This is a genomic window from Pseudomonas sp. PvP027 (genome assembly GCF_017833005.1).
Lineage (GTDB): Bacteria > Pseudomonadota > Gammaproteobacteria > Pseudomonadales > Pseudomonadaceae > Aquipseudomonas > Aquipseudomonas congelans.
Window position 1 is genome coordinate 4,630,197 of sequence record NZ_JAFIBK010000001.1, and the last position, 25,005, is coordinate 4,655,201.

The 25,005-nt window shown below is 59.8% G+C and carries 24 protein-coding genes; 7 read left to right on the top strand and 17 right to left on the bottom strand.

Annotated elements, in window-relative coordinates; translation table 11 throughout:
• Positions 1-37: 37 nt before the first annotated feature.
• The 3 genes from nth to metG all read right to left on the bottom strand — a co-directional run bounded on the left by nth (position 38) and on the right by metG (position 3,725).
• The gene (gene nth / locus JOE33_RS20100) at positions 38-676 is read right to left on the bottom strand and encodes an endonuclease III (RefSeq protein ID WP_003363585.1); all 639 of its coding nucleotides are present in this window, start codon (positions 674-676) and stop codon (positions 38-40) included.
• A complete protein-coding gene (rsxB, locus tag JOE33_RS20105) occupies positions 673-1,548 on the bottom strand; it encodes an electron transport complex subunit RsxB (RefSeq protein ID WP_187625210.1) in 876 nt (291 codons plus the stop codon). Before rsxB ends, nth begins: the two co-directional genes overlap by 4 nt.
• Before the next feature lie 128 nt (positions 1,549-1,676).
• Entirely contained in the window at positions 1,677-3,725 is a 2,049-nt protein-coding gene (gene metG / locus JOE33_RS20110; protein WP_010426618.1) for a methionine--tRNA ligase, read from the bottom strand.
• A gap of 185 nt (positions 3,726-3,910) precedes the next feature.
• On the opposite strand from metG, the gene apbC reads away from it, so the two are divergent.
• Positions 3,911-5,005 carry an iron-sulfur cluster carrier protein ApbC gene (gene apbC, locus JOE33_RS20115; protein WP_096125188.1) on the top strand — a complete coding sequence of 365 codons (1,095 nt, stop codon included), beginning with the start codon at positions 3,911-3,913 and terminating at the stop codon, positions 5,003-5,005.
• 137 nt (positions 5,006-5,142) lie between these two features.
• On the opposite strand, the gene JOE33_RS20120 is transcribed toward apbC, so the two are convergent.
• Positions 5,143-5,352: a cold-shock protein gene (locus tag JOE33_RS20120; protein ID WP_002554837.1), complete on the bottom strand. Its 210-nt coding sequence runs from the start codon at positions 5,350-5,352 to the stop codon at positions 5,143-5,145.
• A gap of 319 nt (positions 5,353-5,671) precedes the next feature.
• Between JOE33_RS20120 and dcd the strand changes: the two genes are divergently transcribed.
• Together dcd and JOE33_RS20130 are read left to right on the top strand one after the other, a co-directional pair.
• On the top strand, positions 5,672-6,238 hold the full coding sequence (gene dcd / locus JOE33_RS20125) for a dCTP deaminase (RefSeq protein ID WP_002554836.1): 567 nt from the start codon (positions 5,672-5,674) through the stop codon (positions 6,236-6,238).
• A 113-nt stretch (positions 6,239-6,351) separates the two neighbouring features.
• Positions 6,352-6,570, top strand: coding sequence for a hypothetical protein (locus JOE33_RS20130; RefSeq protein ID WP_004389919.1), 219 nt, complete (start codon positions 6,352-6,354; stop codon positions 6,568-6,570).
• A 65-nt stretch (positions 6,571-6,635) separates the two neighbouring features.
• Here the strand turns inward: JOE33_RS20130 and pdeM are convergent, their stop codons facing one another.
• The 12 genes from pdeM to JOE33_RS20190 all read right to left on the bottom strand — a co-directional run bounded on the left by pdeM (position 6,636) and on the right by JOE33_RS20190 (position 22,070).
• Positions 6,636-7,292: a ligase-associated DNA damage response endonuclease PdeM gene (pdeM, locus tag JOE33_RS20135; protein ID WP_187625211.1), complete on the bottom strand. Its 657-nt coding sequence runs from the start codon at positions 7,290-7,292 to the stop codon at positions 6,636-6,638.
• Positions 7,289-9,781 carry a ligase-associated DNA damage response DEXH box helicase gene (locus tag JOE33_RS20140; RefSeq protein ID WP_187625212.1) on the bottom strand — a complete coding sequence of 831 codons (2,493 nt, stop codon included), beginning with the start codon at positions 9,779-9,781 and terminating at the stop codon, positions 7,289-7,291. The genes pdeM and JOE33_RS20140 overlap by 4 nt, the downstream gene beginning before the upstream one ends.
• A 729-nt stretch (positions 9,782-10,510) precedes the next feature.
• Entirely contained in the window at positions 10,511-11,275 is a 765-nt protein-coding gene (locus tag JOE33_RS20145) for an ATP-binding cassette domain-containing protein (RefSeq protein WP_010436853.1), read from the bottom strand.
• Between the two features lie 9 nt (positions 11,276-11,284).
• Positions 11,285-12,403, bottom strand: a complete 1,119-nt coding sequence (locus JOE33_RS20150) for a succinylglutamate desuccinylase/aspartoacylase family protein (protein WP_187625213.1) — start codon at positions 12,401-12,403, stop codon at positions 11,285-11,287.
• 12 nt (positions 12,404-12,415) lie between these two features.
• Complete coding sequence (locus JOE33_RS20155) at positions 12,416-13,126, bottom strand: ABC transporter permease (RefSeq protein WP_187625214.1); 711 nt, start codon at positions 13,124-13,126, stop codon at positions 12,416-12,418.
• A complete protein-coding gene (locus JOE33_RS20160) occupies positions 13,123-13,851 on the bottom strand; it encodes an ABC transporter permease (protein ID WP_003363567.1) in 729 nt (242 codons plus the stop codon). The genes JOE33_RS20155 and JOE33_RS20160 overlap by 4 nt, the downstream gene beginning before the upstream one ends.
• A 77-nt stretch (positions 13,852-13,928) precedes the next feature.
• Positions 13,929-14,711, bottom strand: coding sequence for a transporter substrate-binding domain-containing protein (locus tag JOE33_RS20165; RefSeq protein ID WP_010436860.1), 783 nt, complete (start codon positions 14,709-14,711; stop codon positions 13,929-13,931).
• Positions 14,712-15,054: 343 nt separating this feature from the next.
• A complete protein-coding gene (locus JOE33_RS20170; RefSeq protein WP_187625215.1) occupies positions 15,055-16,758 on the bottom strand; it encodes an ATP-dependent DNA ligase in 1,704 nt (567 codons plus the stop codon).
• A complete protein-coding gene (locus JOE33_RS20175) occupies positions 16,755-17,801 on the bottom strand; it encodes a ligase-associated DNA damage response exonuclease (protein WP_032614905.1) in 1,047 nt (348 codons plus the stop codon). The genes JOE33_RS20170 and JOE33_RS20175 overlap by 4 nt, the downstream gene beginning before the upstream one ends.
• Positions 17,802-18,473: 672 nt before the next feature.
• Positions 18,474-20,948, bottom strand: a complete 2,475-nt coding sequence (locus JOE33_RS20180) for a penicillin acylase family protein (RefSeq protein WP_187625216.1) — start codon at positions 20,946-20,948, stop codon at positions 18,474-18,476.
• 169 nt (positions 20,949-21,117) lie between these two features.
• The gene (locus JOE33_RS20185) at positions 21,118-21,762 is read right to left on the bottom strand and encodes a glutathione binding-like protein (protein ID WP_122530223.1); all 645 of its coding nucleotides are present in this window, start codon (positions 21,760-21,762) and stop codon (positions 21,118-21,120) included.
• A gap of 107 nt (positions 21,763-21,869) precedes the next feature.
• A complete protein-coding gene (locus tag JOE33_RS20190) occupies positions 21,870-22,070 on the bottom strand; it encodes an SEC-C metal-binding domain-containing protein (RefSeq protein ID WP_003402305.1) in 201 nt (66 codons plus the stop codon).
• Between the two features lie 158 nt (positions 22,071-22,228).
• On the opposite strand from JOE33_RS20190, the gene JOE33_RS20195 reads away from it, so the two are divergent.
• The 3 genes from JOE33_RS20195 to JOE33_RS20205 all read left to right on the top strand — a co-directional run bounded on the left by JOE33_RS20195 (position 22,229) and on the right by JOE33_RS20205 (position 23,782).
• Complete coding sequence (locus tag JOE33_RS20195) at positions 22,229-22,885, top strand: XRE family transcriptional regulator (RefSeq protein ID WP_187625217.1); 657 nt, start codon at positions 22,229-22,231, stop codon at positions 22,883-22,885.
• Between the two features lie 128 nt (positions 22,886-23,013).
• Positions 23,014-23,262 carry a DUF1654 domain-containing protein gene (locus JOE33_RS20200; RefSeq protein ID WP_010428716.1) on the top strand — a complete coding sequence of 83 codons (249 nt, stop codon included), beginning with the start codon at positions 23,014-23,016 and terminating at the stop codon, positions 23,260-23,262.
• A 190-nt stretch (positions 23,263-23,452) separates the two neighbouring features.
• Positions 23,453-23,782, top strand: coding sequence for a hypothetical protein (locus JOE33_RS20205; protein WP_010428713.1), 330 nt, complete (start codon positions 23,453-23,455; stop codon positions 23,780-23,782).
• Positions 23,783-23,792: 10 nt separating this feature from the next.
• Here JOE33_RS20205 and JOE33_RS20210 read toward each other — a convergent pair whose 3' ends face one another.
• Positions 23,793-24,284: an LEA type 2 family protein gene (locus tag JOE33_RS20210; RefSeq protein ID WP_010428710.1), complete on the bottom strand. Its 492-nt coding sequence runs from the start codon at positions 24,282-24,284 to the stop codon at positions 23,793-23,795.
• Between the two features lie 117 nt (positions 24,285-24,401).
• Between JOE33_RS20210 and JOE33_RS20215 the strand changes: the two genes are divergently transcribed.
• A complete protein-coding gene (locus JOE33_RS20215) occupies positions 24,402-24,953 on the top strand; it encodes a hypothetical protein (RefSeq protein WP_010428708.1) in 552 nt (183 codons plus the stop codon).
• Positions 24,954-25,005 lie beyond the last annotated feature (52 nt).

The following is a 25,005-nucleotide window of genomic DNA, read 5'->3' on the forward strand; positions in this document are numbered from 1 at the left end:
TTTTTTCAATCGACCAGACATCAATGAACTGTCTGGCTCAATCGTCGGACGTTTTTGCCTTGTAATCGCACAGGTCCTCTATGCGGCAGCTGCCGCACCGCGGTTTACGTGCCTGGCAAACGTAGCGTCCGTGCAGAATCAGCCAGTGATGGGCATCGAGCAGGTAGTTTTTCGGCACAAATTTCATCAGTTGTCTTTCTACCTCCACCACATTTTTGCCGGGCGCGATGCCCGTGCGATTGCTGACGCGAAAGATATGCGTATCCACGGCCATCGCGATCTGACGGAAAGCGGTATTGAGCACAACGTTAGCCGTTTTGCGCCCGACGCCTGGCAGGGCTTCGAGTGCTTCCCGGGTTTGCGGTACTTCGCCGTTGTGCAGTTCCACCAGCATTCGGCAGGTTTCAATCACGTTTTTGGCTTTGCTGTTATACAGGCCGATTGTCTTGATGTACTCGGAAAGCCCCTCTACACCCAGCTCGTAGATGGCCTGTGGCGTATTGGCTACCGGGTAGAGCCTGGCAGTCGCCTTGTTGACGCTGACGTCAGTGGCCTGGGCGGAAAGGATGACGGCTATCAACAGTTCAAAAGGCGTGGTGTAGGCCAATTCGGTTTTTGGGTCCGGATTGTCCTCGTGCAGCCTGCGAAAGATTTCCTGGCGTTTTGCGGCATTCATGGGCGGAGCTTTTCCTCGGAATTGGCCTGTGCGGGGGGTGGCAGAAGTGCTGCAAGTGTCTGCTCGGCAGCTTCGTATTCGCGCTGCAATTCCACAAGCCTGGCGGCCTGTTCCGCAATCGGAGGGTGACCAAATGCCTTGAGTGACTTGTTGAGCTGCGCGCGGCTCATGGCCAGGGCAATTCGGGCTTTTTTCAAGGCTTCATCCGGCCCGGCAGGTTTGTCGTTCCGGGCGAGTGCGACGGCGGATCGGGGCAGATTGTCACGAGCTGATTCAACGCGCTGCGACCGCGCAAGGCGCTCCGCCAGCCGCGTTTGCTGTTCGCGGTGCAGGCGTGCATTGCGTGCTTCGAAACGCAGTCGGGCATGGGTACGCTTGCGCTGCCGCGCCTCCTGCAGCTCGGGGGTAGGGGCCAGACCACCCACGATGGGAGTGACCGTTGCCAGCGGCAGCGGATGCATTTCAATGCAATCCACCGGGCACGGCGCAATGCACAGATCACAGCCTGTGCATTCATCGATAATCACGGTGTGCATCAGCTTGGCTGCGCCGAGAATGGCATCCACGGGGCAGGCCTGAATGCATTTTGTACAACCGATGCACTCTGCTTCGCGAATGAATGCAACCTGCGCCGGTGCAGTGCCGCGTTGCATATCCAGTGTCAGGACCGGAACCGACAGCAGTTCGGCCAGCTGGACGATCGTTTCGTCGCCGCCCGGTGGGCATTTGTTGATGGCTTCACCGCCAGCGATACCCTCGGCGTAGGGCTTGCAGCCAGGATGGCCGCACTTGCCGCACTGAGTCTGCGGTAGAAGGGCATCGATACTGTGGATGAGGTCCACGTCGGGAAGCAGGCGAATCAATTCAGTCATGGTCTTGCCAGGTGACCAACAGGTGTTCTGTCTATCGAGAGAGCAGCATTATCGGACAGATCAGGGAGCTTGCGAATGCACAGAGGCCCGGTATCCGCCTGATGGCAGGATACCGGGCCTCACGTCGTTTACTTGATGCGCTGGCCTGGTTTGGCACCGCTGTCAGGGCTGAGCAGATAGATCTCTTCACCACCGGGGCCTGCCGCCATCACCATGCCTTGCGAAATGCCGAAACGCATTTTCCGCGGCTTGAGGTTGGCGATCATCATGGTCAGGCGACCTTCGAGTTCGGACGGGTTCGGGTAGGCGCTCTTGATACCGGAAAAGACATTGCGCTGCTCGTCGCCGATGTCCAGGGTCAGACGCAGCAGCTTGTCGGCACCCTCAACATGTTCGGCTTTGAGGATCAGTGCGACGCGCAGGTCGATGGCAGCAAAGGCATCAAAGTCGATTTCCGCCGACAGCGGGTCTTTGGCGAGTTCGCCATTACCGGCAGGCGCGGTGTCCGCCGACGAGTCGGTAGCGGTCAGGTCTTCCTTGGAGGCAGTGGCCATGGCCTCGACCTTGACCGGGTCGATACGGGTCATCAGTGCCGAGAACGGGTTGAGCTGATGATTGGCCAGCAAGGTCTTGTGGTCTTCCCAGGTCAGCGGTTCGACATTGAGGAATTTTTCTGCATCGGCGGCCAGATTCGGCAGGACCGGCTTGAGGAAAATGACCAGTTGGCGGAACAGGTTGATGCCCAGCGCGCATACGGCCTGGACTTCATCCTGTTTGCCTTCCTGTTTGGCCAGCGCCCATGGCGCTTTTTCCGCGATGTAGGCATTGGCGCGGTCCGCCAGCGCCATGGTCTCGCGCATGGCACGGGCGAAGTCGCGGGCTTCGTAGGCGTCGGCAATGCTGGGGGCAGCCGCCAGAAACGCGTCGGTCAGTTCGGGTGCGGCATTGGTTTCGACCATCACGCCGGAGTTGCCCTTGTGAATGAACCCGGCGCAGCGACTGGCAATGTTGACCACCTTGCCGATCAGGTCGGAGTTGACCTTTTGCACGAAGTCTTCGAGGTTCAGGTCCAGGTCGTCGACGCCACGGCCCAGTTTCGACGCGTAGTAATAGCGCAGGTACTCGGGCGGCAGGTGATCGAGGTAGGTGCGCGCCTTGATAAAGGTGCCACGCGATTTCGACATCTTCTGGCCATTGACGGTCAGGTAGCCGTGTACGTTGATGCCGGTCGGTGTGCGCAATGCTGCGCCTTCCAGCATGGCAGGCCAGAACAGGGCGTGGAAGTTGACGATGTCCTTGCCGATGAAGTGATAGAGCTCGGTGGTCGCGTCCTTTCCCCAATACGCATCGAAGTCCAGGTCCGGACGGCGCGCACACAGGTTCTTGAAGCTGGCCATGTAACCGATCGGCGCGTCGAGCCACACATAGAAGTATTTGCCTGGCTCTTCGGGAATTTCAAAGCCGAAATAGGGCGCATCGCGGGAGATGTCCCACTGTTGCAGGCCGCTGTCCAGCCATTCGGCGATTTTGTTGGCAACGGCGTCCTGCAGGGTGCCACTGCGTGTCCAGCTCTTGAGCATGGCGTCGAATGCGGGAAGGTCGAAGAAGAAGTGCTTCGAGTCCTTGAGCACCGGCGTGGCACCGGAAATCGCCGACTTGGGGTCTTTCAGATCCGTAGGGGCGTAGGTAGCGCCGCACTTTTCACAGTTGTCGCCGTACTGGTCCTCGGCCGCGCATTTCGGGCAGGTGCCCTTGATGAAACGGTCGGCCAGGAACATTTTCTTTTCCGGGTCGAAGTACTGGGTAACCGAGCGCGTCGCGATATGACCCGCATCGCGCAGACGCTTGTAGATCATGCTCGACAGCTCGCGGTTCTCGTCCGAGTGCGTCGAGTGGAAATTATCGAAGTCCACCAGGAAGTCGGCAAAGTCGGCGCTGTGCTCGGCCTTGACGTTGGCGATCAGTTGCTCTGGCGTGATGCCTTCCTTTTCGGCGCGCAGCATGATTGCCGAGCCATGGGCGTCGTCCGCGCAGACATAGATGCATTGATTGCCGCGGTGCTTCTGAAAACGCACCCACATGTCGGTCTGGATGTACTCGAGCATGTGGCCAAGGTGAATGGAACCATTGGCATAGGGCAGGGCGCTGGTAACGAGAATCTTGCGTGGCTCGGACATGGGGCTCGGCTACTTGAAGTGAAACGGAGACCGGCCACTATAAAGGTCTGAACGATTTTTTTCACCCGTGCGGTTGTGGGAATGCTCCTGAAGGCTTGGGCGCGGTTCAGTGAAATCATGTGGGCGGCTGGCAGAACAGGTACGATAGCCGGCTGTTCCAGTCAGTCTTTTTACGGAGTAAGCCCATGAGCGCAGTCAATCGCGCAGCGGTGGAGACGATTCTTCGCCAGTACACCGACCCCTATCTGAATCAGGATCCGGTCACTGCCGGTTGCGTCCGGTCTATCGATATTCAAGGGGCGCAGGTCAGCGTGCAACTCGAATTGGGCTATGCCGCCGACCTGTTCAGGAACGGCTGGGCGCAAGTGCTGAAAACCGCCATCGAGAATCTGGACGGTGTCAGTTCCGCCACGGTCGCCATCACCAGTGTGATCGGCGCGCACAAGGCCCAGAGCCAGATTCCGGGGCTTGCCAATGTGAAAAACATTGTTGCTGTCGCGTCCGGCAAGGGCGGTGTCGGCAAGTCCACTACCGCCGCCAACCTGGCCCTGGCGCTGTCTCGCGAGGGCGCCCGCGTCGGCATCCTCGATGCCGATATCTATGGCCCGAGCCAAGGGGTGATGTTCGGTATTCCCGAAGGCACGCGGCCGAAGATCAAGGACCAGAAGTGGTTCGTGCCGGTCGAGGCGCACGGCATCGAGGTGATGTCGATGGCCTTTCTGACCGACGACAACACGCCGATGGTCTGGCGCGGACCGATGGTCTCAGGCGCGTTGCTGCAACTCGTCACGCAGACTGCCTGGAATGATCTGGATTATCTGGTCATCGACATGCCGCCTGGCACCGGTGATATCCAGCTCACGCTCGCGCAGAAAGTCCCGGTCGCGGGTGCCGTGATTGTCACCACACCGCAGGACCTGGCGCTGCTGGATGCGAAAAAAGGTGTCGAGATGTTCCGCAAGGTCAACATTCCGGTATTGGGTGTCGTTGAAAACATGGCGGTGCACATCTGCTCCAACTGCGGCCATGCCGAGCATCTGTTCGGTGAAGGTGGCGGCGAGAAGCTGGCGACACAGTACGACGTCGAGCTGCTGGCGTCATTGCCGCTGTCGATGCTGATCCGCGAACAGGCAGATGGCGGCAAGCCTACGGCGATTGCCGAGCCGGAGAGTCAGATTGCGATGGTGTATCAGGAACTGGCACGTCACGTCGGTGCGCGGATCGTGCTGCAGGAAGCTGCAAGCCCAGCCATGCCGACCATTTCGGTAAGCGACGACTGACTGTATGGCGATGATCGGGCGAGGGAGGTGCTTTGCTTCTCTCGTTCTGGTCAGGTGTTCAGCCAGTGAGAGGTCAAAAGGCGGGCAATAAAAAACCCCGCTTTTAAGGGCGGGGTTTTTAAGCGAATCAGTACAAGTTAGATAACTTGAACTTCTTCAGCTTGCATGCCTTTCTGACCGCGGGTAGCGATGAAAGAAACCTGTTGGCCTTCTTTCAGGCTTTTGAAGCCGTCGGATTGGATAGCTTTGAAGTGCACGAACAGGTCGTCACCGGATTGTGGAGTGATGAAGCCGAAGCCTTTTTCATCGTTGAACCACTTAACGGTACCAGTTTGGCGATTGGACATAGTATATCTCCTTGGACAAAGTTAACTGCGGCGTAGGAAGAGCCCTGGCCGAGACTGAGTGCAAAGAGCTGGAAAATTCATGGAGATGGTTGGATCGAAATTCAACATCGTGTAGAGATTCTCAGTGACACAAGCAACACAGTGACGCTACCTTAACCCTTTTTTCCGAACGTGCCAATGGTCTGTTGATGATTATTTCCATTCGCAGCGAAACAGCCCGGCCGGTCACGCAAACTCGCTATCTGTTGCCTTTGAACCGTCGGCCTCAGCCCGGTAAGATGCCGGATATCTTTTTCACCTCGCTATTCAGGACACCGCCATGAGCATCAAATCGGACAAGTGGATTCGCCGCATGGCGCAGGAACACGGGATGATCGAGCCCTTCGTCGAGCGCCAGGTGCGTGGCGAAGGCGCTGATCGAGTGATCTCCTTCGGCGTGTCCAGTTATGGCTACGACGTGCGTTGTGCCGACGAATTCAAGGTGTTCACCAACATCAATTCGGCCACGGTCGATCCGAAAAACTTCGATGAAAAAAGCTTCGTCGATATCAAGAGCGACGTGTGCATCATCCCTCCCAACTCGTTCGCCCTGGCGCGCACCGTCGAATATTTCCGCATTCCGCGTAACGTTCTGACCATCTGTCTGGGCAAGAGCACCTACGCGCGCTGCGGCATCATCGTCAATGTCACGCCGCTCGAACCTGAGTGGGAAGGCCATGTAACGCTGGAGTTTTCCAACACCACGACACTGCCGGCCAAGATCTACGCCAACGAGGGTGTGGCGCAGATGCTGTTCCTGGAGTCCGACGAGGAGTGTGAAGTGTCCTACAAGGATCGGGGTGGCAAGTACCAGGGCCAGCGTGGCGTTACCCTGCCGCGTACCTGATTTGAGCTTCAGGTGACTAGTGGAATTGAATTAATACTCTATTTCGCACTCTATCTGCTCACATGCTTTCGCATAATTCATTACGTGCGACGGCCTTTGATCTGGAGTGCCCTATGAAGACTACTTTCAAAATCTCTGAACAGGTTCAATCTCCGCTTAACGAGATCGGGCTGCTCGCCTGGTCATTGATGGCTCATTCCGATCTCAGCCCGGAGCTGAACATGGTCGGTGGCGGGATCCCGGGTAATCCAGATCCCGATACTCCGTTTCAGCCTACCGAGCCAGGCGGGCCTACTGTTCCTGACGAGCCGCCACCTGCACCTGTGGCCTGATTATCACAAAGCTGCCTGCTGTTCTCGCGAGCAGCAGGCAGTCTTGTATGTGGCGACCCACGACGCTATGCCACTCGCCATACCGCATCGCCGCCGGTGACATAGACCGTGCTGTCCTGCGCGGGACGAATCTGAAAACCGCCCGTGAATTCGCCGAACGCTGGCAGCAGACTGACCTTCCGGCCCAGGTAAAAGCACGCCAGCCGCAAACTTTGCCGACCGCGCCCATGCAGCCGGTACACCGGGTGAACGTGCCCGGCCAGTACATGCAGGTCAGGGTGCGGATCGGGTTCGTGCTGCAGGGCAAAGGGTCCGAGCGCCAGCGGCTCGGGAACCACATCGATACCCAGATAGGCGGGCGGATCGCCAGCCCGTTTGTCATGGTTGCCGCGGATCAATGTGATGCGCAGCGTCGAGCGCTCTGCTCGCCACTGCTCCAGCGCCGCCAGCGTGCCGACGGCATGAGATTCTGGTGCGTGCAGGAAATCACCGAGGAAGATCAGATGATCGCAGGGATAGGCATTCAAAAGGCTGTCCAGGCGGCGCAGGTTGGCCTGTGTAGTGCCATGCGGCACCGGCTGACCGAGCTTGCGATAGGCGGCTGCCTTGCCAAAGTGCGCATCGGCAATCAGCAAGGATCGTTCGGCGGGGTAGTAGATGGCCTTGTCGGCCAGCAACCACAGCTCTTCTCCTGCCAGCGTGACAGCCAGATACGGGTTCATTGTTCAGGCTCCGGGCCAGCGGCTTTCTCCAGGTCGCGGACCATGCGTGCGATGCGGTCGGCAAGTTTCTCCGAACTGAGGCTTTCGCGAAAGCGTTCGACCAGTAATGGAAAGGCCAGCGGGGTCGCGCGCTTTATCGCGTGCAGGTCCAGCGTGCGGCTGTTGATCTGGCGCAACGTCAGTTCCAGGCGCTGCAGGTCCAGTTCCTGACGCAGTACTTCCTGTTCGGCTTGAGTCAGCAGCATGTTGTCAGCGTCGTATTGCTTGAACACCTCGAAAAACAGCCCGCTGGATGCCTGAAGCTGACGATTGCTCTTGGCCGCGCCAGGGTAGCCGGAAAACACCAGTCCGGAGATGCGCGCGATTTCCCGAAAGCGTCGCAGAGCCAGTTCGCCAGCGTTGAGGCTGGCGATAATGTCGTCTAACAGATCCGTTTCGCTGAACAGGTCAGCCTGCAACGTCTGCGCCCAGTCGATTTCGCTGGCGCTGAGCAGCTCCAGCCCATAGTCGTTGACGGCAATGGAAAAGGTCAGCGGTCGGTGCCGGCTCAAGCGCCAGGCCAGCAGGCTGCCTAACCCCAGATGCACATGACGACCGGCGAACGGGTAGAGAAACAGATGCCAGCCTTCGCGGGATTTGAGTGTTTCAGCCAGCAACGTGTCGCGTCGCGGCAGCCCTGACCACTGTCGCTGTACTTCCAGCAAGGGTTTGATGGCGCGCATTTCCGGGCTGTCGAATTCGCCCCGCGCAGCAGCATCGAATTTCTCTACCACGGCATCCGCCAGTTCGCTGGACAGCGGCATTCGACCGCCATTCCAGCGTGGCACGGCGGCTTTCTTGCCGGTCGCGCGTTTGACGTAGGCCGTCATGTTTTCCACTCGAACCAACTCCAGCAAACGCCCGCCAAACAGAAAGCCGTCACCGGGTTTGAGTCTGGCAATGAAGCCTTCTTCGACGCTGCCCAGCGAGCCACCGCCGCCGCCTTTTTTCCAGTATTTCAGGTTGACGGTGGCCTCACTGACGATGGTCCCCACGCTCATGCGGTGACGTCTGGCCAGGCGCGCATCGGGGACGCGCCAGATCCCTTCCTCGTCGGGTTCAGCACGGCGGTAATCAGGGTAGGCGGTCAGTGAATGGCCGCCGTTGCGGACAAACGCCAGCGCCCATTGCCATTGCTCGTCGCTGAGGTCGCGGTAAGCCCAGGCGCTGCGTACCTCGGCCAGCAGCTCATCGGGAAGGAAACCACCGCCCAGGGCGATGCTGACCAGGTGCTGGACCAGCACGTCCAGTGGCTGGTGTGGTGATTCGCGGGGCTCGATCATCCGCGCTTCGACGGCGTCGTGGGCGGCAGCGGCTTCAACCAGCTCCAGGCTGTGGGTCGGCACCAGCGTCACGCGCGAAGGACGACCCGGCGCGTGGCCCGAACGCCCGGCGCGCTGCATCAGGCGTGCGACACCTTTGGGCGAGCCGATTTGCAACACGCGCTCGACCGGCAGAAAGTCCACGCCCAGGTCCAGGCTCGAGGTACACACGACGGCCTTGAGAGCGCCTTCTTTCAGCGCGCGCTCGACCCAGTCCCGGACCTCTCGGGCCAACGAACCGTGGTGCAGGGCAATCAGCCCGGCCCAGTCGGGGCGAGCTTCCAGTAGCGCCTGATACCAGATTTCCGATTGCGCGCGGGTGTTGGTGAACACCAGACAGCTTGCGCTGCTTTCCACCTCGGCGACGACCTGCGGCAACATGCGCAAGCCCATGTGCCCGGCCCACGGGAAGCGTTCGATGGAGGACGGCAACAGCGTATCGACCTGCAAGTCCTTGACGATCTTGCCTTGCACGGTCACGCCGCCGTCGCCGATCAGTACCTGCTGCGCGTGCTGCTGATTACCCAGCGTCGCGGAAATGCCCCACACGATCAGTTGCGGATTCCAGCGCCTCAGGCGCGCCAGGGCCAGTTGCAACTGCACGCCGCGCTTGTTGCCGATCAGTTCGTGCCATTCGTCCACTACCACCATCTTCAGCGTCGACAAGGCGACCTGCGCGTCGGCACGGGTCAGCAGCAGCGTCAGGCTTTCAGGGGTGGTGATCAAGGCCGAGGGCAGCCGCCGACTCTGCCGGGCGCGTTCGCTGCCGCTGGTATCGCCGGTGCGCAAGCCCACCGACCATGGGATATCCAGTTCTGTCAGCGGTGCCTCAAGGGCTCTGGCGGTATCGGCGGCCAGGGCGCGCATGGGCGTGATCCACAGGACACTCAGTGGTTCGGCGGGCGGTTTGCGTTTGCGTGGTTTGTTGTCAGCGGTGAGCTTATTGGCTTTGGCGAAGCGGTTGAGCGCGGCGAACCACACGGCGTAGGTCTTGCCCGAGCCGGTGCTGGCATGCAGCAAACCGGACTCGCCGTTTTTTACCGCTGCCCAGACCTCCTTCTGAAACGCAAAGGGCTTCCAGCCCCGGGCGAGAAACCATCGTCGAGCGAAATCGGTGGGTCTGCTCATCCGTTTGAGTGTGCTCTGAGTGGCGTTAAGTCAAAGACAGCAGAGAAAGGGTAATAGTTTTAAATGGTTATGTGGCTGATCGTTCCTGGGTTACCTATCGTGCCGATGCTTCGCGTCGGCATGCAGTTCTGGACGCTCTGCGTCCTCTTTATGACGCAGAGCGTCATGAAATGCATTCCCACGCTGGAGCGTGGGAACGAGATTGAATCCAACTGACTATCGTGCCGATGCTCCGCGTCGGCATGCAGTTCTGGACGCTCTGCGTCCTCTTTATGACGCGGAACGTCATGAAGTGCATTCCCGCGCTAGAGCGTGGGAACGAGATTGAATCCAACTGACTATCGTGCCGATGCTCCGTGTCGGCATGCAGTTCTGGACGCTCTGCGTCCTCTTTATGACGCGGAGCGTCGCGAAATGCATTCCCACGCTGGAGCGTGGGGACGAGATTGAGTCCAACTGACTATCGTGCCGATGCTCTGCGTCGGCATGCCGTTCTGGACGCTCTGCGTCCTCTTTATGACGCGGAGCGTCATGAAATGCATTCCCACGCCGGAGCGTGGGAACGAGATTGAATCCAACTGGCTATCGTGCCGATGCTCCGCGTCGGCATGCCGTTCTGGACGCTCTGCGTCCTCTTTATGACGCGTAGCGTCATGAAGTGCATTCCCACGCTGGAGCGTGGGAACGGGATTTGAGGGGGATCCAGACGTTTGCGTGCAGCCATCCGTGCTACTTCAGATTGCCGCTCAAGAACTGCTGCAAACGTTCGCTTTTCGGGTTGTTGAGGACTTCATCCGGGTGGCCGGATTCTTCGACCTGGCCCTGGTGCAGAAACACCACCTGGCTCGCCACCTTGCGGGCGAAGCCCATTTCGTGGGTGACCAGAATCATCGTCCGGCCTTCTTCAGCCAGGCCCTGAATGACCTTCAGCACTTCACCGACCAGCTCCGGGTCCAGCGCGGAGGTAGGCTCGTCGAAGAGCATGATCTCCGGCTCCATCGCCAGTGCACGGGCGATGGCCACGCGCTGCTGTTGCCCACCGGAGAGAAACGCGGGGTACTGATCGGCGACACGTTCCGGCAGACCGACCTTTTCCAGGTATTTGCGCGCGCGAGCTTCGGCTTCGGCCTTGGGCACGCCCAGAACCCGGCGCGGTGCCATGGTGATGTTTTCCAGCACGGTCATGTGCGCCCACAGGTTGAAGTGCTGAAACACCATCGCCAGCCGCGTGCGGATACGCTGCAGCTCATCCGGGTCGGCAACGCGCATGCCGTCCTTGTCGCTGACCATGCGCACTTGCTTGCCATCCAGGCTCATCGCCCCGTCACTGGGCTGTTCGAGAAAGTTGATGCAGCGCAAAAAGGTGCTCTTGCCGGAGCCACTGGCGCCGATCAGGCAGATGACGTCACCGCTGCTGGCCTTGAGCGATACGCCTTTGAGCACTTTGTTGTCGCCATAGCTTTTGTGCAGGCCATCGATGGTCAGTTTGTACATGACAGGTCCTCAAGGAGAAAGTAGATAGCCGCTGCGATAGGCCTGGGTGCCAGCGATGTGCGCAATGACCATGCCGGCAGTCGCCATGCGACGCAGCGAACGCGCATACAGCAGGCCTGCGTTGAGGGCATGGATGCAGGTCACGGTGTCGCTGATCGGGTCAATGACCTCGGCAATCAGCTGGCCGGCCTCGACGTGTTCGCCAGGCGTCGCGCAGAACACCAGCAGGCCGCCGACCGGCGTAGCCACCGGTTCGACCGCTGCCAGTGGCGTAGCGGGGTAGAGCAGTTCGGGCAGCGGCTGCAGATCGCCGTCAATGATGCCGGCGTCGATCAGGTAATGAATGATCGCCTGACAGTCGCGGCTGGCCAGCGCATGGTTGACATCGCCTTGTCCGCGCAGCTCCAGGGTCACCGAAAAGCTGCCCATGGGAATCGGAAAGCGCTCGCCAAAGCGTTGCTGCAATTGCCACCAGACCAGCGTGAAGCATTCATCGAACGACTGCCCGCCCGAGTCGGTTGCCAGCAGGCTGGCTTGCGCGCCCAGGTAGCGGGATAACGGTTCGACTTTCGGCCAGGCCTCGGGCGTGGTGTACAGGTGTTCGACCGACTCGAAATCACAGTGCAGGTCCAGCACCATGTCGGCGTCGCAGGCCAGGCGCTGCAGGGTCAGGCGCAGCGACTGCAGCTGGGTGGTCGCCGGTACGGCATTCAGCGCCGCCAGCAGGCTGTCCCTTACCAGCGCACGATTGTGCTCTGCGTCGGCCGTCAGTCGGGCTTCGATGTCATCACCGACCTGAGTGCCGAGGTCGCTGAACCAGCGATTGAAGTTCTGGCCGCTTTCCAGCTCGTAGCGGCCCAGCGGGGTGTCCATCAGCACCTGTTCCAGACCGATCGGGTTGGCCACGGGCACCACAACGATTTCGCCCAGCAGGCGCCCGGCGTTTTCCAGTTCGGCCAGACGCTGCTTCAGGTACCAGGCCACCAGCATGCCCGGCAGCTCGTCGGCATGCAGTGACGCCTGTATGTAGACTTTGCCGGAGCCGTTTTGCGGACCGTAATGAAAACTGTGGATCTGCCGGCCAGTGCCGGGCACTGGCGACAGCAAGTCATGGGTGTGATGGCGCATGTTCAGTCCTGATTAGTGGGCCGGGCCGAGAAAGGCCAGCCAGCGGCGTTCGGCAAGGCGGAACAGCCCGACCAGAATGAACGTCACGGTCAGGTACATGACAGCGGCGATACCGAAGGACTGGAAGGTCATGAAGGTGGCCGAGTTGGCATCCCGCGCCACTTTCAGGATGTCCGGTACCGTGGCAGTGAAGGCCACCGTGGTCGAGTGCAGCATCAGGATCACTTCGTTGCTGTAATACGGCAGAGAGCGGCGCAGCACCGACGGCATGATCACATAAGCGTAAAGCTTCCAGCCCGTCAGGCCGTAGGCTTTGGCCGCTTCGACTTCGCCGTGGGTCATGCTGCGGATCGCCCCGGCAAAGATCTCCGTGGTGTAGGCGCAGGTGTTCAGGGTGAAGGCCAGGATCGTGCAGTTCATCGCATCGCGAAAGAACGCATCGAGCATCGGCTGTTCACGCACTGCAGCAATGCTGTAAATGCCGGTGTAGCAGATCAGCAGCTGTATATAGAGGGGCGTGCCGCGAAACAGGTAGGTGTAGAACTGCACCGGCCAGCGCACCCAGCGGTTTTTCGACACCCGCGCAATCGACAGCGGGATCGACACGCAGAAGCCGATGGCGATGGAGGCGCTGAGCAGCCACATGGTCATCGCCAGGCCGGTCACGTTGGCGCCATCCGTATAAAGGAAGGGTTTCCAGTATTCCTGCAGCAATTCGATCATCGCTGTGCCTCCCGGCTGCCTGCGGCGTAATACCGCTCAGCCCAACGCAGGGCGAAGTTCGAGGCGCTGGTGATCAGCAGGTAGATCAATGCCGCCAGCACCAGAAAGTAGAACAACTGATAGGTGCTCTTGCCTGCATCCTGTGACGCCTTGACCAGATCGGCCAGGCCGATGATCGATACCAGCGCAGTCGCCTTGAGCAGCACCTGCCAGTTGTTGCCGATCCCCGGCAGCGCGTAACGCATCATCTGCGGGAACACGACGTAACGAAAACGCTGGCCGCGTTTCAGCCCATAGGCCGTCGCTGCCTCCACCTGACCGCGAGGCACGGACAGAATCGCGCCGCGAAACGTCTCGGTGAAGTACGCACCATAAATGAAGCCCAGGGTGATGACGCCTGCGCCGAACGGGTTGATCTCGATGTATTCCCATTCCATCGCATCGGTCAGCATGGTGAGCCAGGTTTGCAGGCTGTAGAAAATCAGCAGCATCAACACCAGGTCCGGAACACCACGGATCAGTGTCGTATAAATCTGCGCCGGCACGCGCAGCAGCGCGGAGCTCGACAGTTTGGCGCTGGCCCCGATCAGCCCGAGCAAAATGCTCAGAGCAAGCGACAGCACAGCCAGTTTGACGGTCATCCAGGTGCCTTCCAGCAACAGCGGGCCAAAGCCCTTCAGGCTGAATGCCGAGAGTCCCAGGTTTTGCATGAGTGCATCGAGCATGGATAGGCCTTGTTACCAACAAAAACGCCCACCGATCGGGCGACGAATGATCGCCGAAATCGATGGGCGTCGGGGTGTTATTTACCGCTGTAGAGGTTCAGGTCGCCAAAGTGTTTTTTCTGGATTTCAGCGTAGGTGCCGTCGTCGTGCATTGCCTTGATGCCTTTATCCAGCAGCGCCTTGAGTTCCTTGTTGCCCTTGGCAATACCGATGGCGGTCTTGGCAGGCAGCAGTTCGCTGTCGATAGGCTTGCTGACTTCGTAGTCAGCGCCGGCTGGCGATTTGAGGAAGCCCAGTTCGGCCTGCAGCATGTCCTGGATAGAAGCGTCCAGGCGGCCCGAAGTCAGGTCAGCGTAAACCTGGTCCTGGTTGGCATAGGCCTTGGTGGATACACCGGCCTTGTCCAGTACCGCCTTGGCGTAGGCTTCCTGGATAGTGCCTTGCTCGTAGCCCACAGTCTTGCCTTTCAGGCTGGCCGGGTCGGCGGTAAAGCCTGCACCTTTCTTGAACACCAGCGAGGTCGGGCCGGAGAACAGTTCGCTGGAGAAGTCGATGACTTTTTCGCGGGCAGGGGTCACGGTCATCGAGGAGATAACGCCGTCGAATTTACGTGCCTTGAGGCCGGGGATCATGCCGTCGAAGTCGCTTTCGACCCATTTGCAGGTGACTTTCAGCTCTTTGCAGATCGCGTTGCCCAGATCGATATCGAAGCCGACCAGGCTGCCATCGGCCGCTTTGGATTCGAACGGTGCGTAAGATGGATCGACGCCGAAGCGCAGTTCCTTGTATTCCTTGGCCATGGTGTTACCGGCGGCGATGCACAGAGCCAGTGCAGAAAGAGTCAGCCATGCTTTTTTCATCGTTCAGTCCTTAAAACCTTAAATGGGGCGTTGGGAATACGCGAAGCGTGCTACCGGCGAGTGCCAGACTGGCAGAAGGTAGCAATTTCCGAACCAGAGCGATGAACGTGCGTTTGAAATGTAAGGCGTTGTCGCTATTTCGTATAAACGGCTGGCAATTGGCCGCCCATGCGCGCTTACGGGACTGCTGCTCATCGCCCGGCCTTGGGCAAGGTGTTTTTTAAGGTGGGGCAGAGCGGAAGATTAGTAACGAATCGGGAAGTTTCCTACAGGTAGGCAGGATAATTCGCCCTTCGGTGTTTCAAAAAGGTGCACGGTGTTTTGCGTGCGCCTTTTTGGTGCCCTAGTTCAGCAGGTCCTGCAGCGTTGCCAGACTGTCGGCTTCGGCTACCGGCTTGTCCTGCCGCCAGCGCAGCATGCGCGGGAAACGCACCGCGATGCCGCTCTTGTGACGCTTCGACAGAGCGATGCCTTCAAAGCCCAACTCGAACACCAGCGTCGGGGTTACGCTGCTGACCGGCCCGAATTTCTCCACCGTCGTCTTGCGAACGATGGCGTCGACCTTGCGCATTTCTTCATCGGTCAGCCCCGAGTAGGCCTTGGCGAACGGCACCAGCGTGCGCTCACTGGCTTCAGGCGGGCCGTCCCACACCGCAAAGGTGTAATCGCTGTACAGGCTGGCGCGTCGCCCGTGGCCGCGTTGCGCGTAAATCAGCACGGCGTCGACACTGAACGGGTCGATTTTCCATTTCCACCACACCCCCATGTCCTTGGTGCGACCGACGCCATACAGCGAGTCGCGAGCCTTGAGCATCATGCCCTCGACGCCCAGGCTGCGAGAGGCTTCGCGCTGGATGGCCAGATCGAGCCAGTCCTTGCCAGTGAGCACCGGGGAAGGCATCAGCACCTCGCTTTGGCAGGTTTCGATCAAGGCTTCCAGTTGCGAGCGGCGTTCATGTTGCGGGCGACTGCGCCAGTCATCGCCTTGCCACTCAAGCAGGTCATAGGCGAGCACCACGACCGGAACGTCGGCAAGAATCTTTTTGCCGAGCGTCTTCCGGCCTATCCGCTGTTGCAGCAGGGCGAACGGTTGAACCGAGGGCGCAGCCGCAGGAGCATCGCTGTTCAAGGCAAACTCCGCATCGGCATCCGGGTTCGCATCGGGGGCTTTCCAGACCACGATTTCGCCGTCGATCACCGTGCCGTCCGGCAGGCACTGCACCAGGCTGTGCAGTTCGGGAAAACGATCGGTCACCAGTTCTTCGCCGCGCGACCAGATCCACAAGCGTCCGTCACGTTTGACCAGTTGCGCGCGAATGCCGTCCCACTTCCATTCCACCTGCCAGTTCTGCGCCGGGCCGAGCAATTCCTCGAACTGGTCGGCGGGCTGTTGCAGGGAGTGGGCGAGAAAAAACGGGTAGGGCTGGCCGCCACGTTGAGCGTGCTCGTCTTCGGACTCAGGCGCGATCAGCTTCAAATAGCGCTCGGCGCTGGGCCGGTGCGACAAGTCGGTGTAACCCACCAGTCGTTGTGCGACGCGTTTGCTGTCGATGTCAGCAAGCGCTGCCAGCGCACGGGTGACCAACAGCTTGGACACGCCGACCCTGAAACTGCCGGTGATCAGCTTGATGCACACCATCAGACTGCTGCGGTCCAGTTGCGACCAGAACAGCGGCAGCCGCTCGGCGAGTTCTTCAGGCGGCAGGCCGCGCAATGGCAACAGCTTGTCCTCCATCCAGGTGGCCAGGCCTTCGTCGTTACTGTGGTCGGCTTGGGGCAGCAACAGCGACAGTGTTTCCGCCAGGTCACCGACCGCCTGATAGCTTTCTTCGAACAGCCATTCCGGCAGATTTGCCAGGGTCATTGCCTGTTCGCGCAGCACACGGGTGGGTACCAATTGCCGTGGGCGTCCGCCTGACAGAAAGTACACCGCCCAAGCGGCGTCCTCTGCCGCTGCCTTTTCGAAGTAGTCGCGCATTGCGGCGAGTTTGGCGTTGCTTGACGTGGTCGCGTCCAGTTGTGCGTAGAGTTCAGCGAAGGCTTTCATGACTGAGCCTCACCCGTGCCTGCCGCATCGGGTTCGCTGGTTGCCGGGTTGCTGTCTTCTTCATCGCCGTATTCGGTGCTGAAGCCCTGCGCGTCCAGGCCCAGTTCACGCAGGTAACGCACCAGTATGCCGACCGAACCGTGGGTCACCATGACGCGCTCGGCACCGGTCTGTTCGACAGCCCAGAGCAGGCCCGGCCAGTCGGCGTGATCGGACAACACAAAACCGCGATCCACACCGCGCCGGCGTCGTGTGCCGCGCAGCATCATCCAGCCGCTGGCAAACGCATCGCTGTATTCGCCAAAGCGCTTCATCCAGCTGCTGCCACCTGCCGAAGGTGGGGCGAGGATCAACGCCTGGCGCAGCGCTGGGTCGGTCTTTTTGAAATCCCCGGCGTACTGGGTTTCCGGGATGTAGATGCCGCCTTCGCGATACACGCGGTTCAGCGGCTCGACGGCACCGTGGACCAGAATCGGTCCGATCTGCGCGTCGATACCGTGCAGGATGCGCTGGGCCTTGCCGAACGAGTAAGCGAACAACACGCTGGCCTTGCCTTGGGCCGCATTGGCACGCCACCACTGGTTGATGCCTTCGAAGATCTGCGCTTGCGGCGCCCAGCGATAGATCGGCAGGCCGAAGGTCGATTCGGTAATAAAGGTATGGCAGCGCACCGGCTCGAAAGCGGCACAGGTGCCGTCCGGCTCGACTTTGTAATCGCCGGAAGCAACCCACACCTCGCCTTGGTACTCCAGCCGCACCTGCGCCGACCCCAACACATGCCCGGCCGGATGCAGGCTCAGCTTCACCCCGTGATGGGTGATGGTTTCGCCGTATTCCAGGGTCTGCAGATTAATGTCCTGCCCAAGGCGCGAACGCAGAATGCCCTCGCCACTGGCCGCCGACAGGTAATGCTCATTGCCGGTACGGGCATGGTCGCCATGCGCATGGGTGATGACTGCCCGTTCGACCGGACGCCATGGATCGATATAGAAATCACCGGGTGGGCAATACAAACCTTCGGGGCGAGCAACGACAAGATCCATGGGGCAACCGTATGGATGGGCTTGTTAGCTATGAGCCGGGAAGGATCTGGAAGTTCGGGGAGTTTGCGTGAGCGCTGCGGAGCGTGAGGTGCGACAGCAGGTGAATTAGGGCTCGACTCAAGGTCACCTTTTCGCCTCTGACTATCGTTCCCATGCTCCGCGTGGGAATGCAGTTCGTGACGCTCCGCGTCACACAGGGGTTCTGCGATGTCAGGTGGATTGAGGTTCGGCTCACGTCACCTTTTCGCCCCTCGGCGACCTACTTTGATGGGGCCAAAGTAGGCAAACCCCCAAGCTCCGTTTCCGGCCCGACTGCGTCGGGTTCCTTCGTCCTGACACTGATCCGGGGGGCGCCGCAACGGGCCATCCATGGCCCGGTGCGGCTAGCCTGGCGTCCTGCCAGGCTACCCCCGGATCAGCGCCAGGACTCAGCCGTCACTTACGTCGCACTCTGCGTCGTCAGTGCCATCGCGACAGAAAAGCGCTTTTATGCACGATGGTGTTTTTCCCGGACATTGATGACTCAAGCCGAACCCCAATCTACCTGACAAAGAAAAACCGCCGTGTGACGCAGAGCTTCACAAACTGCATTACCACGCTGGAGCGTGGGAACGATAGGTGTCCTGAAGACACCATCGTGCCCATGCTCCCTCTGCGTCCGATTTTCGGTGCTTACTTGCCCGGCGTCAGCGTCAGGCGTTGCTTGCCGTAGCCCTTTTCGTAGTTCTGTTGTTGCACCGGAATCGACTGGTACTGGCCTTTCTGCCACGGCTCGATGCTGTTGGCGTAATACGGACTGGCCGGGTTGCCGGATTGGCCGGTGCTGATCAGGCCGGTCATGGGCTCGACCAGGCTGAAGTCGACGATCATGCGCAGACCGGGCGCCATGCGTGCGTCGAAGCCTTTGCCCCACTCGAAGCCGGACACGTTCAGCGTCGTGTGATCACCCCCCGCTGGTGTGGCGCCCCGGTTGAACTCGCCGCCACCCAACTGCTTGGCCAGCGGGCTGGTCGAGGCCCAGTTGTCACGGTGCAGCTTGCCCCATTGCCAGGCCTTGTGGTCGCTGCCCAACAGGCTTTCGCCGCTGGTGATGGCGGCCGCCAGACTGCGCGCGAGGATGGCTGGTTTGTCTTCCTTCTGCGGCGTTTTGACGTCATCCCAATACGGGCTGTCATCGCGGCCCAGCAGGTGGTCGGCCTGCGGTGAGTAGGATGAGCTGGCATTGGCAACCAGTGCCTGCCAGGCAGGGCTGGTCTCCGGTCCCAGCTCATCAAGGAAAATCTGCTTGGCGCTTTCCTGCAGAAACAGCTCATACAGCGCCGCATCGGACGAAGTAGCACTGAGCCTGCCATCAAACGCCATCAGGCGCGTGAACGCTTCGCGGGCCTTGTTGCGATCCGCTTCGGGCAGGGCATCGATGGCCTGCTTGAGCGGCTTGCTCATGCCGGGCGCCTGGAACATGGTCTTGAGCTTGGCGGCGAACGTCGTGGTCTGGTCGTATTGCATGGCGATGGTGCTGCGCAGGTCCTGCTTGCCACCGTTGGCCAGTTCGGCAATCCGCTCGGCGCGTTCCGGGTAGCCCCACGAGTTGGAAAGCTGCATGCCGTAGCCTTTCGGAATCGTGCGCTGATTGGCCGCTGCGAGCCAGCCTTGGCGCGGGTCCTGATCATAGGGATGAAGCATCGAGTCGGCGAAACCGTCCCAGTCGTATTGCCCATCCCAGCCCGGCGAAGGCAGCAGGCCCTGGCCTTCACGACGGTTCGGGAAGCGGCCGGTGACCTGCCAGCCAATGTTCGAGGCATCGGCAAAAATCATGTTCAGGGTGATCGCCCGAATCTCGCGGCTGGTATCGAAGGCTTTCTCGACGTTAGGCGCGCGGGACAGATCGAAGAACGCATCCAGACTCTTGTCGTCCTTGAAGTTCGGGACTTGCAGCGCCAGGCTCAAACCGTTGCCGGGCGGGGTAGCAGATGCGTTGAGCAGCGCGCCGTGGCGGGTTTCATAGACGGTTTCGCGCAGCGGGCTGCCGCCCTTGACCAGGAAGGTTTCCTGGTGGGCCGGCGCTGGCAGCCATTTGCCGTCAGCCATATAGGAGACGCGGTTGCCTTCGCGCTTGATCTTCTCCAGAAACAGGTCCTGGTTGTCACCCTTGACGTTGCTCATGCTCCACGCCAGTTTGCCGTTGAAACCGCTGAGCACCAGCGGCATACCGGCGATGGTGACACCGGACACCTGGTATTTCGGTGCGCGGATCTGCACGAAGCTCCACGCAGAGTTGAGCCCGGCAGGCAGTTGCATGTCACTGGCCAGCAGACTCTTGCCGTTTCGGCTGCGTTGTGGCGCGATGGCCCAGTTGCTGGAGGCCGCGACGCCGAGCATGTTCAGGTCCGAGAGCTGCAGGGCGATTCTGTTCAGATCGCTCAGGCCGTTGACCTGATTGTTCAGGTTCAGGCCCTTGAGCTTGTCGGCTTCAGCGAATGGCAACTCTTCGTCAGGGTAGGTCGGCAGCAGCCAGGCGAGCTTGTCCGCGCTGACTTTCTGCGCCAGGACCAGCGCCGACAGCTCTTCCTGCAGGTTTACCGACAGGCTGAAGTTGAGCAGGCTGAAGATCAGCGCCGAGTCTTCCGGCTTCCAGTATTCCGGCTTGTAGCCTGAACTGGCGATATCCGCAGGCAGCTTGTCGCGATAGCGGAACAGGTAGGCGTTCACGCCGCGCGCATAGACATCGAAGAAGCGCTTCAAGCGCGGCGACGCAGCGTTGTACAGGTCGCTGGCATTCTGCTTGAGGTTGACCGAGCGCATCAGACGGTCGACGTCCAGCGCATCCGCGCCGGCCATTTCCGACAAACGGCCCTGCGCCAGCAGGCGCATGCCGAGCATCTGACTGATTCGGTCACCGGCATGAACGTAGCCGAGCGTGAACAGCGCATCGTGGTAGCTGCTGCTTTCTATCAGCGGCATACCCATCGTGTTGCGGCGCACGGAAACGTTCTGCGCCAGCCCTTTGAGCGGGAACGTCCCGGAAACAGGCAGCACGGTCTCGGGATCGCCGCCGCCCAACTGGCAGCCGGCAAGGCTCAGGAAGCTCGCCGCAGCGGCGGCAGCGCCGAATCGGGGTAGAAAATGACGAAGGGCTGGCGAGGCCATGGGCAAGCTCCTGGAGGGGTAACGTACAAAAGCCGCTACGTTAGAGAGCAGCCCGTCAGCGCGCAAGCGGGGAGGGCGAGTTTATTTCAGGATTTTGCAGAAGTGGCCAGACGCCTCTCGTGCCATTGCTCGGCATGGGCACGAGAGTCGACATTGCAGTCCAGGTGACTCAAGGCTTCGACGGATTGATCTTCTCGACCAGCGCATACGCACGTTGGGTCGCTTCTCGACCGGCGATGCTGTCGAACCAGCGCTTGAGGTGCGGGAAGTCGTCCAGGTTCTGCTGTTGATAGGTGTGCGGCACGATCCACGGGTAGATCGCCATGTCGGCGATGCTGTACTCGTCACCTGCTACGAACTCGCGATCGGCCAGACGTTTGTCCAGTACGCCATACAGTCGCGCGGTTTCGTTGACGTAGCGCTCGATCGCGTAGGGGATTTTTTCCTTGGCGAAACGATTGAAGTGATGATTCTGCCCCGCCATCGGACCGAGTCCGCCCATTTGCCAGAACAGCCATTGCGACACTTCCTGGCGGCCACGCAGATCCTGCGGGATGAATTGCCCGGTTTTCTCGGCCAGGTACAGCAGAATGGCGCCTGACTCGAACAGGCTCAGCGGTGCGCCGCCGTCAGCGGGCTGGTGATCGACAATCGCCGGGATGCGGTTGTTGGGGGCGATTTTCAGGAATTCGGCTTTGAATTGCTCGTTGTTGCCGATGTTCACCGGAAAGATCGTGTAGGGCAGGCCTGCCTCTTCCAGAAACAGTGTGATTTTGTGCCCGTTGGGCGTGGTCCAGTAGTGCAGGTCGATCATTGAGCGCTCCATGTGGGTGACCGAAACCCAATGTTTTACCTTGCTCACCTGCCGCCTACAAATGAAAACGGCCTGCAATGCAGGCCGTTTTCAGAATGCTCCGCGCCTTACGCGCCGTGGCATTTCTTGAATTTCTTGTCGCTGCCGCACGGGCAAGGATCGTTACGACCGACATCTTTAAGGGTATTGCGCACCGGCTCCTGGTGGGCATGACCGCAGTTCGGGCCGTGTACATGGCCGTGCTGGTGGTCGTGGTGATCGTGATCATGGTTGCAATCGGGGCCATGCACATGGTCTTGCTGGTTCATCGGTTTTACTCCGCAATTAAATCTGGCGCGCATTATCCCGCAAATCATGGCCAAGCAGTATCGGCATATTACGGTTCGCACAACGTTACTTTTTAAGTATGCTTAGTTTTGTTCGAGCGTTTTTCAGCGTTTTTTATTTCCATATGCAGAGCCGACTCATGACCCGACAGGAACGTATCGCCAGGGCCATCGCCACCAGTGGCCTGAAGAAAGGTGAAATTGCTGCACAGTGCGGCGTTGCCAACTCTGCCGTTACCCAGTGGATCAGCGGCGAAAGCAAAAGCCTGCGGCCGGAAAACCTTTACGCACTGGCCCGTGCCACGGGCTTTCGTGCCGAATGGCTGGCGATTGGCGAGGGGCCGGAAAAGACGCCTGCCTCCGACGCCAACGTTGCGCTGATCGATCAGCCGAACATGTCCTTCCGCTATCCGGTGATCAGCTGGGTGTCGGCGGGCTCTTGGGAAGAGGCGGTACAGCCTTATCCCGACGGCTTTTCCGACCGCTATGAAATCTCCGACTACGACTCCAAGGGGCCGGCGTTCTGGCTGGAGGTCAAAGGCGATTCGATGACCGCGCCCACCGGCGTCAGTGTGCCGGAGGGGATGATGATTCTGGTGGACACGGAGGCCGACGTGCAGCCCGGCAGGCTGGTGATCGCCAAGCTGCCCGCCAGCAACGAGGCAACATTCAAGAAGCTGGTCGAGGATGGCGGCACACGCTACCTGAAGCCCCTGAACCCGGCGTACAAAATGATCGAATGCGGTGCCGACTGTCGCATTATCGGCGTAGCCGTGAGAATGACCGGCAAGCTGTAAGCCTTGCGTAACAAGGCTTGCTGACGTTTTCGCCAAAGGTACCCGTCAGGAAGCGTCCTACGAAATGCTTGCGAGGTTCCTACAGCTGGAATACTGTATTTATATACAGTTATGCCTCGGAGGCTGTCATGGCCGGCAATGGTAATGGATCGACAGGCAGGTCTTCCTACGAGCAGATCGGCAAGCGCATTCAACGGCTGGTATCTGCGCCGAATGTTCAAAAGACCCAGTGGGTCATCGTCGCCCGCCGTGATGATGAGCCCGTGGACAGCTGGAACGTGGTGCTGCAGGAAATCGAAGAGACCGAAGGCATCGAGATTGACCGCCAGCCAGACGGTTCGGTAAGGATCGGCTGGCAGCGCTACATCGATAACTGACTTCAAGCCTCTGCTGCTCGCCCGATAGCGCGGAGGGTTGATGGCATACGCTTGCTCATTATTTTAAGTATGCTTAATTTTTCGGTTTTTGCACGGTGCCGGCGCCGCAGCAATCCCCGGAAGGCCCCCCCAGTGTCTGAATTTTTCTGTGTTCGTGAACGGCTGTATTTCTTGAACGGAGTCAGAAGCGATGGATATGTTGAATGGTTTGGCAGACAGAGGCGAGTGGCTGGTCGCCGGTCTGGTGGGTGCGATCATTTCTGGCTGGTGGCATAAGGCAGGTCTGCTTGACTGGCGTGCCTGGCTGGTTTTCTTGGTAACCGGGGTGGCCTGTGCAGTATTCCTCACCGGCATCGCCAGTGATTATCTGGGCGTGGCAGATCCGCGCAACACCACCGGCGTGGGCTTTCTGCTGGGGTCCTTCGGTGGCGCGCTGATCAGTGCCGTCAACCGGGCATTGTGGGCCGCGGACATCTGGAAGTTTCTTCTGGAACTGATCAAGGGCAAGCTGGGCGGATAGGCTGGAATGATCATCGGCGTTGGATCAGGTCTTCCGGCAGCACATCGCCTGACGTGCCGATGCGGACGTTGTGCCTGAACACAATGCCGGTCTTGAGCTTGCCGTCCAGCCGATAATGGATCGGCTCATCAGGCTTTTTCAGCAGTTGAGCGATGTACCGTGCGTAGCGCCAGAGGTTGGTGCGAATCGGCACCACAAAGGTTTTGCGGCTATTGCCGTCGACGACAAACCAGTCGCTGAACGTGTCATCGACAAGGACCATGTCATTGAGCGTGATCTTGTACTTCAGGCCACGCACCAGCAAGCTGTCTTCGTTGGGGTTATCAACTTCGAAGTACAGCTTGAAATCCTGCTGTGTCAGCCTCGCCTTGACCACCTGGACCTTCAGCAAATGCACTTCCGGCTCCTGAGCGCGGTCAAAACTCAGGAGCGAGCATCCGCCGAGCCCGAACAGGATCAACGCAAGGCTTATGATTCTTGTAATGTGCGCCTGAAAAAACATGGATGTGCTCCCTTTGACGCCCGAGTCTACCAACTCGACGTTCAAGGGTAACGCGCTTGTTGCGCTGTCTGACGCTTCGCCATACTTTTACTGACGTGCATATCGGTGTCTTCTTTCATGAATCTCTACGAAATTGTCTTCAGCGCCGAACTGGTTGCCGGAGCACAACCCGAGAAGGTAAGGGCCAACCTTGGCAAGCTGTTCAATGCGGATGCCGAACGTCTGGACCTCCTGTTCTCGGGACGCCGGCTGGTTCTGAAAAACAATCTCGACGCAGTAACCGCAGAGAAATATCGCGCCACCCTCGAGCGCGCAGGCGCACTGGTGCGTGTGCTGGAAATGAATACGCCACCGCCAATGGAAGAGGTCGAACTGGCGCCGCCGCCCGACGCACCGACCTGGTTGCGCAAGACCTCGGTCAGTCCGGGGCGTCTGCAGATCAAACCGCGCGACGCTTACATGGCGGCTTTTGTGGACGTCGATGCGCCGGATTACTCGGTCGCAGAGGCAGGCGTCGAGTTGCTGCCCGACAGGCCTCAACCCGTTGGCCCGCTGCTGGATCTCTCGCGTTTGAGCCTGGCCCCGGCGGGCAGCGACATGGGGCAGGTCGAAAAGCCCGAGCCGCAGGAGGCTCCTGATACGTCGCACCTGAGTATCGTCCCGGAGTGACGCTGCGAGCCCGCTGAATCCTGAAACGGAATTATTTTCAATCAGCCCTGTT

Coding starts and splice junctions, on each gene's coding strand:
- nth (WP_003363585.1), bottom strand. CDS start 676: ATGAATGCCGCAAAACGCCAGGAAATCTTTCGCAGGCTGCACGAGGAC.
- rsxB (WP_187625210.1), bottom strand. CDS start 1,548: ATGACTGAATTGATTCGCCTGCTTCCCGACGTGGACCTCATCCACAGT.
- metG (WP_010426618.1), bottom strand. CDS start 3,725: ATGTCCGAGCCACGCAAGATTCTCGTTACCAGCGCCCTGCCCTATGCC.
- apbC (WP_096125188.1), top strand. CDS start 3,911: ATGAGCGCAGTCAATCGCGCAGCGGTGGAGACGATTCTTCGCCAGTAC.
- JOE33_RS20120 (WP_002554837.1), bottom strand. CDS start 5,352: ATGTCCAATCGCCAAACTGGTACCGTTAAGTGGTTCAACGATGAAAAA.
- dcd (WP_002554836.1), top strand. CDS start 5,672: ATGAGCATCAAATCGGACAAGTGGATTCGCCGCATGGCGCAGGAACAC.
- JOE33_RS20130 (WP_004389919.1), top strand. CDS start 6,352: ATGAAGACTACTTTCAAAATCTCTGAACAGGTTCAATCTCCGCTTAAC.
- pdeM (WP_187625211.1), bottom strand. CDS start 7,292: ATGAACCCGTATCTGGCTGTCACGCTGGCAGGAGAAGAGCTGTGGTTG.
- JOE33_RS20140 (WP_187625212.1), bottom strand. CDS start 9,781: ATGAGCAGACCCACCGATTTCGCTCGACGATGGTTTCTCGCCCGGGGC.
- JOE33_RS20145 (WP_010436853.1), bottom strand. CDS start 11,275: ATGTACAAACTGACCATCGATGGCCTGCACAAAAGCTATGGCGACAAC.
- JOE33_RS20150 (WP_187625213.1), bottom strand. CDS start 12,403: ATGCGCCATCACACCCATGACTTGCTGTCGCCAGTGCCCGGCACTGGC.
- JOE33_RS20155 (WP_187625214.1), bottom strand. CDS start 13,126: ATGATCGAATTGCTGCAGGAATACTGGAAACCCTTCCTTTATACGGAT.
- JOE33_RS20160 (WP_003363567.1), bottom strand. CDS start 13,851: ATGCTCGATGCACTCATGCAAAACCTGGGACTCTCGGCATTCAGCCTG.
- JOE33_RS20165 (WP_010436860.1), bottom strand. CDS start 14,711: ATGAAAAAAGCATGGCTGACTCTTTCTGCACTGGCTCTGTGCATCGCC.
- JOE33_RS20170 (WP_187625215.1), bottom strand. CDS start 16,758: ATGAAAGCCTTCGCTGAACTCTACGCACAACTGGACGCGACCACGTCA.
- JOE33_RS20175 (WP_032614905.1), bottom strand. CDS start 17,801: ATGGATCTTGTCGTTGCTCGCCCCGAAGGTTTGTATTGCCCACCCGGT.
- JOE33_RS20180 (WP_187625216.1), bottom strand. CDS start 20,948: ATGGCCTCGCCAGCCCTTCGTCATTTTCTACCCCGATTCGGCGCTGCC.
- JOE33_RS20185 (WP_122530223.1), bottom strand. CDS start 21,762: ATGATCGACCTGCACTACTGGACCACGCCCAACGGGCACAAAATCACA.
- JOE33_RS20190 (WP_003402305.1), bottom strand. CDS start 22,070: ATGAACCAGCAAGACCATGTGCATGGCCCCGATTGCAACCATGATCAC.
- JOE33_RS20195 (WP_187625217.1), top strand. CDS start 22,229: ATGACCCGACAGGAACGTATCGCCAGGGCCATCGCCACCAGTGGCCTG.
- JOE33_RS20200 (WP_010428716.1), top strand. CDS start 23,014: ATGGCCGGCAATGGTAATGGATCGACAGGCAGGTCTTCCTACGAGCAG.
- JOE33_RS20205 (WP_010428713.1), top strand. CDS start 23,453: ATGGATATGTTGAATGGTTTGGCAGACAGAGGCGAGTGGCTGGTCGCC.
- JOE33_RS20210 (WP_010428710.1), bottom strand. CDS start 24,284: ATGTTTTTTCAGGCGCACATTACAAGAATCATAAGCCTTGCGTTGATC.
- JOE33_RS20215 (WP_010428708.1), top strand. CDS start 24,402: ATGAATCTCTACGAAATTGTCTTCAGCGCCGAACTGGTTGCCGGAGCA.